The organism is Citrobacter sp. LST-B2, from assembly GCF_057983045.1.
The window spans coordinates 2,350,722-2,362,438 of the sequence record NZ_CP192598.1 but is presented as its reverse complement, the minus strand read 5'-3'; the positions used below and the strand labels follow the sequence as shown (position 1 = coordinate 2,362,438).

The following is an 11,717-nucleotide window of genomic DNA, read 5'->3' as shown; positions in this document are numbered from 1 at the left end:
CGCCCCGAAGGGCGGCTGACGTTACTTAACGCAGCGTGCGCACTGCGACGTCTGAATCTGCTGGAAGAAGTCGTTTCCTTTATCGTCAACGAGAATAAAGGCCGGGAAATCTTCGACTTCGATTTTCCAGATCGCTTCCATTCCCAGTTCCGGATACTCCACACACTCCAGGCTCTTGATGCTGCCCTGCGCCAGTACGGCCGCCGGACCACCAATGCTGCCGAGGTAGAATCCGCCGTGTTTTTGACAGGCGTCAGTCACCTGCTGACTGCGGTTACCCTTCGCCAGCATGATCATACTCCCGCCCTGCGACTGAAGCTGATCAACATACGAATCCATACGCCCGGCGGTGGTCGGACCGAGTGAACCGGAGGCATAGCCTTCTGGCGTCTTCGCCGGACCGGCGTAGTAAATCGGGTGATCTTTTACATACTGCGGCAGCCCTTCGCCATTATCCATCCGCTCTTTTAATTTAGCGTGCGCGATATCACGAGCAACAATGATCGTGCCGTTCAGGGAAAGACGGGTCGACACCGGGTATTGCGACAGCTGTTCGAGGATCGCTTTCATTGGACGATTCAGGTCAACGCGAACCGCTTCCCCTTCGCCCGCTTTACGCAGTTCTTCAGGAATGTATTTACCCGGATTGTGCTCCAGCTTCTCGATCCAGATGCCTTTACGGTTGATCTTCGCTTTGATGTTGCGATCTGCCGAGCAGGAGACGCCCATCCCGACCGGACAGGATGCGCCGTGGCGCGGCAGACGGATCACGCGAATATCGTGGGCAAAGTATTTGCCGCCAAACTGCGCGCCTAAACCAAGGTTTTGCGCCTCCGTCAGCAGTTCATTTTCCAGCTCGACGTCACGGAACGCCTGACCATGTTCATTCCCTTCGGTCGGCAGTTCGTCATAGTATTTCGCCGACGCCAGCTTCACGGTTTTCAGGTTCGCCTCTGCCGACGTCCCACCGATCACAAAGGCGATGTGGTATGGCGGACATGCTGCGGTTCCCAGCGTCCGCATCTTCTCAACCAGGTAGTTTTTCAGTTTGCCCGGTGTGAGCAGCGCTTTGGTTTCCTGATAGAGATAAGTCTTGTTTGCGGAGCCGCCGCCCTTCGCGATGCAAAGGAATTTGTATTCATCGCCATCGACGCTGTAGAGGTCAATCTGCGCCGGCAGGTTGGTGCCGGTGTTCACCTCTTTATACATATCCAGCGCGGCGTTTTGCGAGTAGCGCAGGTTATCTTCGATGTAGGTGTTGTATACCCCACGCGCCAGCGCCGCCTCATCACCACCACCGGTCCAGACGCGCTGGCCTTTTTTGCCGACAATAATCGCCGTGCCGGTATCCTGGCAGGTTGGCAAAATACCCTTCGCCGCGATGTCAGAGTTACGCAGGAACTGCAGTGCCACATATTTGTCGTTTTCGCTGGCGTCCGGGTCGCGCAGAATATCAGCAACCTGTTGTTGGTGTGCGGGGCGCAGCATAAATGAGGCATCATGGAAGGCCTGGCGCGCGAGCAGTGTTAACGCTTCCGGATCGACTTTAAGGATCTCTTGTCCTTCAAATTCGGCGACGGAGACGTATTCACTGGTCAGCAGGGTGTATTCGGTATCATCCTTTTTAAGGGGAAAAGGATCCTGATAATGAAAGGGTTTGTTTGACATTGTTCTCTCACTTACTGCTCGGTCTGATTTTCTTAGGCTTCAGGGCAGATGTTCCATTGCCCTCGTTAAAAGCGAGTTACACTATCCTACACAATTTTTTAACAAAAACTGAGACAAGTACGACTTTTTGCGCCCACAGGTTACTTCCCACAGGTTTCTTGCTTTAATAGTCGAATTAAGTTCCCACTGATTTCCAACTTGCAACAGGGCATTGAACATGCAAAAACTCATCAACTCCGTGCAGAACTACGCCTGGGGAAGTAAAACGGCGCTGACGGAACTCTATGGTCTGGCGAATCCGCAGCAGTTACCTATGGCAGAGCTGTGGATGGGCGCCCACCCGAAAAGCAGTTCGAAAATTGAAGATGCCAGCGGTCAGGTCGTCTCGCTGCGTGATGTGATTGACGGCAATCAATCCGCGCTGCTGGGTGATGCCGTGGCAGAGCGCTTCGGCGAATTGCCGTTCCTGTTCAAAGTGCTTTGCGCCGCGCAACCGCTGTCCATCCAGGTGCATCCGAACAAGCGCAATTCTGAAATTGGCTTCGCTAAAGAGAACGCCGCCGGTATCCCGATGGATGCCGCAGAGCGCAACTACAAAGATCCCAATCACAAGCCGGAGCTGGTCTTCGCGCTGACCCCGTTCCTTGCCATGAACGCGTTTCGCGAGTTCTCTGAAATCGTTTCGCTGCTGCAACCGGTGGCTGGCGCACACACTGCCATCGCTCATTTTCTCGAACAGCCCAACGCCGAGCGGCTGAGCCAGTTGTTTGCCGCTCTGTTAAGTATGCAGGGTGAGGAGAAATCCCGTGCGCTGGCGATTCTGAAAGCGGCGCTGGAAACCCAGCAAGGCGAGCCGTGGCAGACCATCCGTCTTATCGCGGAGTTTTACCCGGACGACAGCGGCCTCTTCTCACCTCTGCTACTGAACGTGGTGAAGCTCAATCCAGGTGAAGCGATGTTCCTGTTCGCCGAAACGCCACATGCCTATCTGCAAGGTGTGGCGCTGGAAGTGATGGCCAACTCCGATAACGTGCTGCGCGCGGGTCTGACGCCGAAATACATCGACATTCCGGAACTGGTTGCCAATGTGAAGTTTGAAGCAAAACCGGCGAACCAGTTGTTGACCACGCCGGTGAAACATGGCGCGGAACTTGATTTCCCGATCCCGGTTAATGATTTCGCGTTCTCCCTGCACGACCTGTCTGCGCAAGAAACCGCGATTGACCAGCAAAGCGCCGCGATACTCTTCTGCGTTGAGGGCGAAGCTATCCTACGCAAAGGCGAGCAGCGCCTGGTGCTGAAACCGGGAGAATCGGCATTTATCAGCGCCGAAGAGTCGCCGGTGAGCGTCAGCGGCGTGGGCCGTGTGGCGCGGGTTTACAACAAACTCTAGCAACTTACTGAATTTTGTAGTTACTCTTGCTAAGCTTGTAATCGGCTTATGACTTTGCCAGGCGGTCTCTACCGCCTGGTTTCATTTTATGGATAAACAATATGAAAAAATCGCTGGTAGCTGCAGGTGTGATTGTCGCACTCGGCGTCGTCTGGACGGGCGGTGCGTGGTACACAGGTAAAAAGCTGGAAACCCATCTTGCTGAGATGGTCGACCAGGCCAATGCGCAGATTAAACTCACCGCGCCGGAAGCAAACGTGGAACTCGCTTATCAGAACTATCAGCGTGGCATCTTCAGCAGCCAGTTACAGTTGGTGCTCAAGCCGGTGGCCGGAAAAGAAAATCCCTGGCTGAAAGCTGGCCAAAGCGTGGTGCTTGACGAATCCGTCGATCACGGCCCCTTCCCGTTCGCGCAACTGAAAACCTTTAATCTTCTGCCGTCGATGGCCTCGGTGAAGACGACCCTGGTCAACAATGACGTCAGCAAACCGCTCTTTGAGATGGCGAAAGGTGAAACGCCTTTTGAGATCAATTCGCGAATCAGCTACAGCGGCGATACCCGTTCCGCAATGTCGCTGAAACCGCTGAACTACGAAAAAGGGGCGGAGAAAGTCGCCTTCAGCGGCGGCGAATTTATTTTCAATGCCGATAAAGAAGGCAACGTGGTTTCCCTTTCCGGTGAAGCGAAGAGCGGTCTGGTCGATGCGGTGAACGAGTACGATCAAAAGGTCCAGCTCTCCTTTAACGACCTGAAAACAGAAGGTTCCAGCACGCTTGCCAGCTTTGGTGAGCGCGTCGGCGATCAGAAAGTCACGATTGGGAAAATGGCCCTCGCCGTTGAAGGCAAAGAGATGGCGCTGCTGGAAGGCATGGAGATCAGTGGGAAGACCGATCTCGTGGATGACGGTAAAACCATCAACAGCCAACTGGATTACACCCTGAACAGCCTCAAGGTTCAGAATCAGGATCTGGGAAGCGGCAAGCTGACGCTGAAAGTCGGTCAGATTGACGGCGCGGCATGGCATCAGTTTAGCCAGCAGTATAATGCCCAGACCCAGGCGCTGTTATCGCAGCCGGACGTGGCGGACAACCCGGAACTGTATCAGCAGAAAGTGACCGAAGCTTTCTTTGGTGCCCTGCCGCTGTTGATGAAAGGCGAACCGGTCATTACCATTGCGCCGTTGAGCTGGAAAAATGCCAAAGGCGAAACGGCGCTGAATTTGTCCCTGTTCCTGAAGGATCCGGCCACCGCGCAAGGTGAACCGCAAACGCTGGCCGACGAAGTCGACCGCTCGGTGAAATCGCTCGACGGTAAGCTGTCGATTCCGGTGGATATGGCCGTTGAGTTTATGACTCAGGTCGCCCGTCTGGAAGGTTATCAGCAGGATGAAGCCGCTAAACTTGCCAACCAGCAGGTGAAAGGCCTGGCCGCGATGGGACAGATGTTCCGCATTACCACCCTTGAAGACAACACCATTGGCACCAGCCTGCAGTACGCGAATGGTCAGGTGACCTTAAACGGGAAGAAGATGCCGCTGGAGGAGTTTGTCGGAATGTTCGGCATGGTGCTGCCCCAGCCGTAATCACCAGAACCCCTCTGCGGAGGGGTTTATTCTTGCACCACCAGTCGCGCAGATAGCGTCTGACTGCGGGTGTGACTTTCCTCACGCGCAATGCGTTGCAGGATGCGTTCCGCCAGACTGTAGCCCATTTCCCGCGCCGGCATTGTCGCCCAGACAATTGGCAGATCGTCCAGCGCGTTTTCCGCCACATCGGCAAAGGCGCCTAATGAAACCTGCTGCTCAAAGTAGCGATCAACCCCCACTTCACCGCTCTGCCGTCCCGCCCGCATCAGGCCAAACCATGCGCCCATCGCAATCGTTTCGTTGTAGCACACCACGGCGCTGATGGTCGGATTGCGTCGTAGTAACGCGCCGATGGCCTCGGCGGCCTGCTTCTGGCTGGATGCGCATTCCATGACCCAGTCGCTGTGAAACGGTAAACCGTATTTCAGCAGTGTCGCACAGTAGCCGCCGACGCGTTCCGCACGCGTTAATGATGAACTCTGCCCACCCAACCATGCAATGCGCTGATGACCGTGACGAATCAGATGCTCCGTCAACAGTTGCGCGGCCTGCATATTGTCCGGACGCACGGTATCCACGTCGTCCAGATAACTGGCTCGCGAGGCGAAAACCACCGGAATGCCCTTTTCTTCCGCCATCAGGCGCAGGTCATCGCTGCTGCCCGCCGCCCCGGCGATCACCACGCCGTCAACGCCCTGATTCAAGAGCATGGCAAAACGCTGCGCCAGTTGTTCACCATCCTGACCACCATGCAACAAAAACGCCATCCGGCCCTGTGCTTCCAGTGCTTCCGTTAATCCCGCCGTCAGTTCAGCATAAAACGGAGCCGACAGATCGCGGACAATCAATCCAATCACTCCGCTCTGGCCCCCCCGTAACACCGAAGCCTGACGGTTACGCACAAAACCGAGTTGTTCTATCGCCGCATTCACCCGTTCGCCGGTGGCGGTTGAAATACGACCTTTGCCGCTGAGTACCAGTGAAACCGTGCTGACGGAGACGCCCGCCGCCAGTGCAACATCGTGGATAGTGATTTTTTTGGCTATGGCCATAAAAACGCCAGACTCCCTGATAATGTGACAGATAAAACGTTTTATCTATTACCTCTATTTATACGCGTTAATATCGTCTGATAATGTGATTTTCACCGCACTAAAAAGTGATAAAACGTTTTATCTTCTTGATCAAATTTTCTCATTACCGATGGATTTGCACAAGGAGTCGTTAGATGACGGCGAAAACAACACCAAAAATTACGCTGTGGGAATTTTTCCAGCAGTTAGGGAAAACGTTTATGCTGCCCGTGGCGCTGCTTTCGTTTTGCGGGATTATGCTGGGGATTGGCAGTTCGCTAAGCAGCCACGATGTGATCACCCTGCTTCCGGCACTGGGTAATCCGGTGCTACAGGCCATCTTTACCTGGATGAGCAAAGTTGGCTCCTTTGCCTTCAGTTTCCTGCCGGTGATGTTCTGTATTGCGATCCCACTTGGGCTGGCGCGCGAAAACAAAGGCGTGGCAGCGTTTGCCGGTTTTGTCGGTTACGCGGTAATGAACCTCGCCGTCAACTTCTGGCTGACAGCAAAGGGTATTCTGCCGACCACCGATGCGGCGGTCCTGAAAGCCAACAACATCCAGAATATCCTCGGTATTCAGTCAATTGACACCGGGATACTCGGAGCGGTAATCGCCGGTATTATCGTGTGGATGCTGCACGAGCGTTTTCATAACATTCGTTTGCCGGATGCGCTGGCCTTCTTCGGCGGCACCCGCTTTGTCCCAATCGTCTCCTCAGTGGTGATGGGACTGGTTGGTCTGGTGATCCCGTTAGTGTGGCCGGTTTTCGCGATGGGGATCAGCGGTCTGGGTCATATGATTAACAGTGCGGGCGACTTTGGTCCGATGCTGTTTGGTACGGGCGAACGCCTGCTGTTGCCGTTTGGTTTGCATCACATTCTGGTGGCGTTAATTCGTTTTACCGACGCCGGGGGCACCCAGGAAGTGTGCGGTCATACGGTGAGCGGCGCGCTGACCATTTTCCAGGCGCAACTGAGTTGCCCGACCACGCAGGGCTTCTCAGAAAGCGCCACCCGCTTCCTGTCACAGGGTAAAATGCCGGCATTTCTCGGCGGCTTGCCAGGTGCGGCGTTAGCGATGTACCACTGCGCGCGTCCTGAGAATCGTCACAAGATCAAAGGGCTGCTGATCTCGGGTCTGATTGCCTGCGTCGTTGGCGGCACCACGGAACCACTGGAATTCCTGTTCCTGTTTGTCGCTCCGGTGCTGTATGTCATTCACGCATTGCTGACCGGTCTGGGCTTTACCATGATGTCGGTTCTGGGTGTGACTATCGGTAATACTGACGGCAATATCATTGACTTTGTGGTGTTTGGGATCCTCCACGGACTGTCCACCAAATGGTATCTGGTACCGGTCGTCGCGGCAGTCTGGTTCGTGGTGTACTATGCTATCTTCCGCTTCGCGATTACTCGCTTTAACCTCAAAACACCGGGTCGTGACAGTGAGATTGCCAGCTCGATCGAAAAAGCCGTTGCCGGTACGCCGGGAAAATCAGGTTATAACGTACCTGCTATTCTGGCTGCGCTGGGCGGTGCGGATAACATCGTTAGTCTGGATAACTGCATTACCCGGCTGCGTCTTTCTGTTAAGGATATGTCGCAGGTTGATGTGCAGGCGCTGAAGGACAATCGTGCCATTGGTGTCGTGCAGTTGAATCAACATAACCTGCAGGTGGTGATTGGCCCGCAGGTCCAGTCGGTTAAAGATGAAATGGCCGGTCTGATGAACACCGTTCAGGCATAAGGACACGCACATGTTTGATTTTTCACAGGTTGTTGACCGTCACGGTACATGGTGCACGCAATGGGATTACGTAGCCGATCGCTTCGGCACTGCCGACCTGCTGCCGTTTACTATCTCTGATATGGATTTCGCGACGGCTCCCTGCATCCTGGAGGCGCTGAATCAGCGCCTCGCTCACGGTGTGCTGGGCTACAGTCGCTGGCAGAATGAGGCGTTTCTCGGCGCGGTTGCCCACTGGTTTGCCCGGCGCCACAATACGCGTATCGATACCGGATCGCTGGTGTATGGCCCTTCCGTGATCTATATGGTGTCACAGCTCATCCGCCAGTGGTCTTCTGTCGGTGACGGCGTGGTGCTCCATACCCCTGCCTATGACGCGTTCTATAAGGCTATCGAAGGCAATCAGCGCCATGTTGTTCCGGTGGCACTGGAACAGCGCAATGGCCACTGGCATTGCGATATAGAGAAACTGGATGCGGCGCTGGCGCGTCCGGAAAGTAAAATTTTGCTGCTGTGCAGTCCGCATAACCCAACCGGTAAAGTCTGGACGCGCGAGGAACTGGAAGCGATGGCGGAACGCTGCCAGCGTCACGGCGTGCGGGTCATATCTGATGAAATTCATATGGATATGGTCTGGGGCGAACAGCCGCACATCCCCTGGAGCAATGTGGCGCGTGACAATTGGGCGCTGTTTACCTCTGGCTCCAAAAGCTTCAATATTCCGGCGTTGACCGGCGCTTACGGGATGATTGAAGACGCTGACAGTCGTGATACGTATCTCAACGCGTTGAAAGGTCGCGACGGTCTGTCCTCTCCCGCCGTGCTGGCACTGACTGCTCATATCGCGGCCTATGAACAGGGTGAGCCGTGGCTGGACGCGCTACGGGCGTATCTCCGGGACAACCTACGCTACATTGCGGATACGCTGAACGACGCTTTTCCTGAACTTAACTGGCCGGTGCCGCAGTCGACCTATCTCGCGTGGATCGATCTGCGGGTATTAAACGTTGATGATAATGCATTGCAGAATGCGCTGATTCAGCAGGAAAAAATCGCCATCATGCCCGGCTTTACTTACGGTGATGAAGGACGCGGTTTTGTACGACTGAATGCCGGTTGTCCACGTTCAAAACTCGAAAAAGGCGTGAACGGATTAATTAACGCGATCCGATCAATACGCTGACCCCGGTTGCGCAATGGAATTAATCATTGCGCAACATAGCTTTTCCCCTGCTTTTGTTTTTATAATAGCGCGCACTTTTATATACGAATAATGAGTGCGACCATGATTGATAATTCCCTGCCGTTAACTGACATTCATCGCCACCTTGATGGTAACATCCGGGCACAAACCATTCTGGATCTTGGCCGCCAGTTCAATTTGCCCCTCCCCGCGCAAACCCTTGAAACGCTGATCCCTCATGTACAGGTCACGGCCACTGAACCGGATCTCGTTAGCTTCCTGTCGAAACTGGACTGGGGCGTGAAAGTCTTAGCGTCCCTCGACGCCTGTCGCCGCGTCGCGTTTGAAAATATCGAAGACGCCGCGCGCAATGGCCTGCACTATGTAGAACTGCGTTTTTCTCCGGGCTACATGGCAATGACACATCAGCTGCCGGTTGCTGGCGTGGTGGAAGCGGTCATCGCTGGCGTACATGAAGGCTGTAAAACCTTTGGCGTGCAGGCGCAACTGATCGGCATCATGAGCCGGACCTTCGGCGAGGCCGCGTGTCTGCAGGAGCTGGAAGCGCTGCTGGCGCACCGCGATCGGATCACCGCGCTTGACCTTGCCGGTGATGAACTGGGCTTCCCTGGCAGCCTGTTCCTGTCCCACTTCAACCGCGCGCGTGACGCAGGCTGGCACATTACGGTGCACGCCGGAGAAGCTGCCGGTCCGGAAAGCATCTGGCAGGCCATTCGCGAACTGGGTGCGGAACGCATCGGCCACGGCGTGAAAGCGGTTGAGGATCCGGCGCTGATGGATTTCCTCGCGGAACAACGGATTGGCATCGAATCCTGTCTGACGTCGAATATTCAGACCAGCACCGTGGCATCATTGTCCGCGCATCCGCTGAAAACGTTCCTCGAGCATGGCGTCCTCGCCAGCCTGAATACTGACGATCCGGCGGTTCAGGGAGTGGATATCATTCACGAATATACCGTTGCGGCACCGGCAGCAGGACTGAGCCGTGAGCAGATTCGTCAGGCACAGATTAACGGACTGGAAATCGCCTTCCTGAACGCGGCGGAAAAACAGGCGCTGCGAGAAAAAGTGGCGGCGGCATAACGAAAAGAGGCCCGACGTGATTCATCGGGCCTTTCAGACATCAGGCAAGGCATAACGTCGAACGATGTTTCGCCGACTCAATTCCCAGCTCAATCAGTTCCATAATCTGGATAGCCTGGCTCGCCGGTACCGGGTTCTCTCCGTGACCATTCAACGCATCGCGGATCCCGGCATAGTACGCCGGATAATTCCCCGGCACGGTCAGCCAGGTCTCTTCCACCCGTGTTTCGCCTTCAACGCGTGTGACGATGCCATCACGCATATCGTAGCCCCAGTCTTCTTGCGGCAGGCGCTCGCCATTTTTCAGACGCTCTTCCTGCGGATCCAGACCGTACTTCACATAGCTGCCGCGCGAACCATGCACGATGTAACGCGCCGATTCCGCTGCCGCCAGCATCGTACCGTGTAAGATCACCCGACGCTGCGGGTAGGAAAGCGTGGCATGGAAGTAGTCCGTAGACTGTGCCCCCGGGCGCAACTGGGCCAAATCTACCGTCATGCTGACAGGCAGACCGAACAGATTGATCGCCTGATCAAGCAGATGCGGTGCCAGATCGTACCAGATACCGCTTCCCGGTCCCCCTTGCTCACGCCAGCGATCCCGTACCTGCGGACGAAAGCGGTCGAAATGCGATTCAAAATAGGCGACCTCACCCAAAACGCCTTCCGCCAGCATCGCTTTCAGGGTCAAAAAGTCACTGTCCCAACGACGGTTGTGGAAAACAGAGAGCACCCGTCCCAGACTGCGTGCCAGCGCATCCAGTTCGCGCGCTTGTGACAGTGTCACGGTGAAAGGTTTATCAACCACCACATGTTTACCCGCTTCCAGCGCCGCTTTGGCCAGCGGGAAATGGGTATCGTTTGGTGTGGGTATGACGATCAGATCAATATTAGGGTCGTTAAACAGATGCTTCGGCTCAGAGACAACGGCCACGGAAGGCCAGTCCGCCTTCACTTTCGCTGCATCGCTACTGGAAACGACGGCCAGTTCCAGTCCCGGCGTGCCATCAATCAGGGGGGCATGGAACGTTTTACTGGCGTATCCGTAGCCAATCAGTCCTACACGGATGTTGTCACTCATATATATGCCTCTCGTTTCAGTCTGTGACTATTTCACACTATCCATGAACCACTCACAATAGTTTAATAACCCTGAGGCGATAAAGGTCGTTATTTAACTTAAGTCAAATAAATGTCACTTTCGGGCAGTTTGTCGGTATAAAGTCGCTGAAATCGTTCCCGAATCACTTGCCGGGATAATTATTGCTAAGTAACATCTGCTGCCGGTATTTAAGGATAAATCAAGCAAATGTCGTCAGTCATCAATCGTCTTATTGAATTAACAGGTTGGGTGGTTCTTGCGGTGTCCGTGGTCCTCCTTGGCGTTGCCAATCATATCGATAATTATCAGCCTCCCGAACCGACTGCCGCTGTTCAGCAGAAATAGCGCACCAGGCGGCGTATGTCGCCTGAAAAGTCGGTTTTCCCGAATTATTTGCAGAAAAAGCCGAAAAATTATCTGAAAAAGCGAATTGTGCGGCCTCCCATGCCGGCGCTTGTTGCCAGTGATGGCGAAGCGCGTTACCCTTCGCTCTGGTGTCGTCTGGCACTGCAAACATCATTTAAGAAAATACTTTTTCGGCCTTTACCTGCCGGTTCCTTTCACCGGGACAGGTTTATTTTACCTTCACCACTCGTGGCTTTATTTTTATATATAGGGATCCCTGTTTATGACTGTTCAGGATTATTTATTAAAATTTCGCAAAATTAGCTCGCTCGAAAGCCTGGAAAAGCTGTTTGACCACCTGCACTACACCCTGACCGACGATCATGACATTATCAATATGTATCGCGCGGCCGATCATCGCCGCGCAGAACTGGTCTCCGGCGGTCGCCTTTTTGATGTTGGTCAGGTACCGAAATCCGTCTGGCACTACGTACAATAAGAAAGTAGCGCTTGCC

Annotated in this window: 10 protein-coding genes; 7 read left to right on the top strand and 3 right to left on the bottom strand. The window is 54.5% G+C overall.

The genetic code is table 11. The features are described 5' to 3' along the window. Positions 1-21: 21 nt before the first annotated feature. The gene (fumB, locus tag ACQ0PY_RS11335; protein WP_044254633.1) at positions 22-1,668 is read right to left on the bottom strand and encodes a class I fumarate hydratase; all 1,647 of its coding nucleotides are present in this window, start codon (positions 1,666-1,668) and stop codon (positions 22-24) included. Positions 1,669-1,885: 217 nt separating this feature from the next. Here fumB and manA point away from each other — a divergent pair, with 217 nt between their 5' ends. Together manA and ACQ0PY_RS11325 are read left to right on the top strand one after the other, a co-directional pair. Next, positions 1,886-3,061: a mannose-6-phosphate isomerase gene (manA, locus tag ACQ0PY_RS11330; RefSeq protein WP_109740217.1), complete on the top strand. Its 1,176-nt coding sequence runs from the start codon at positions 1,886-1,888 to the stop codon at positions 3,059-3,061. A 101-nt stretch (positions 3,062-3,162) separates the two neighbouring features. Beyond that, on the top strand, positions 3,163-4,644 hold the full coding sequence (locus ACQ0PY_RS11325) for a YdgA family protein (RefSeq protein WP_044254638.1): 1,482 nt from the start codon (positions 3,163-3,165) through the stop codon (positions 4,642-4,644). A gap of 26 nt (positions 4,645-4,670) precedes the next feature. Here ACQ0PY_RS11325 and ACQ0PY_RS11320 read toward each other — a convergent pair whose 3' ends face one another. Beyond that, on the bottom strand, positions 4,671-5,699 hold the full coding sequence (locus ACQ0PY_RS11320; protein ID WP_043000778.1) for a Mal regulon transcriptional regulator MalI: 1,029 nt from the start codon (positions 5,697-5,699) through the stop codon (positions 4,671-4,673). A 176-nt stretch (positions 5,700-5,875) separates the two neighbouring features. On the opposite strand from ACQ0PY_RS11320, the gene malX reads away from it, so the two are divergent. The 3 genes from malX to add all read left to right on the top strand — a co-directional run bounded on the left by malX (position 5,876) and on the right by add (position 9,755). Next, positions 5,876-7,468: a PTS maltose transporter subunit IICB gene (malX, locus tag ACQ0PY_RS11315; RefSeq protein WP_044254641.1), complete on the top strand. Its 1,593-nt coding sequence runs from the start codon at positions 5,876-5,878 to the stop codon at positions 7,466-7,468. A 10-nt stretch (positions 7,469-7,478) separates the two neighbouring features. Next, positions 7,479-8,651: a MalY/PatB family protein gene (locus tag ACQ0PY_RS11310; protein WP_109740216.1), complete on the top strand. Its 1,173-nt coding sequence runs from the start codon at positions 7,479-7,481 to the stop codon at positions 8,649-8,651. A gap of 102 nt (positions 8,652-8,753) precedes the next feature. Beyond that, entirely contained in the window at positions 8,754-9,755 is a 1,002-nt protein-coding gene (gene add / locus ACQ0PY_RS11305; RefSeq protein ID WP_043000781.1) for an adenosine deaminase, read from the top strand. Between the two features lie 40 nt (positions 9,756-9,795). On the opposite strand, the gene ACQ0PY_RS11300 is transcribed toward add, so the two are convergent. Next, complete coding sequence (locus ACQ0PY_RS11300; protein WP_043000782.1) at positions 9,796-10,836, bottom strand: oxidoreductase; 1,041 nt, start codon at positions 10,834-10,836, stop codon at positions 9,796-9,798. A gap of 240 nt (positions 10,837-11,076) precedes the next feature. On the opposite strand from ACQ0PY_RS11300, the gene blr reads away from it, so the two are divergent. Together blr and ydgT are read left to right on the top strand one after the other, a co-directional pair. Then, positions 11,077-11,202 (top strand): division septum protein Blr, encoded by a 126-nt coding sequence (gene blr, locus ACQ0PY_RS11295; RefSeq protein WP_043001937.1) that lies wholly within the window; start codon positions 11,077-11,079, stop codon positions 11,200-11,202. 283 nt (positions 11,203-11,485) lie between these two features. After that, positions 11,486-11,701 carry a transcription modulator YdgT gene (ydgT, locus tag ACQ0PY_RS11290; protein ID WP_043000783.1) on the top strand — a complete coding sequence of 72 codons (216 nt, stop codon included), beginning with the start codon at positions 11,486-11,488 and terminating at the stop codon, positions 11,699-11,701. Positions 11,702-11,717: the final 16 nt, after the last annotated feature.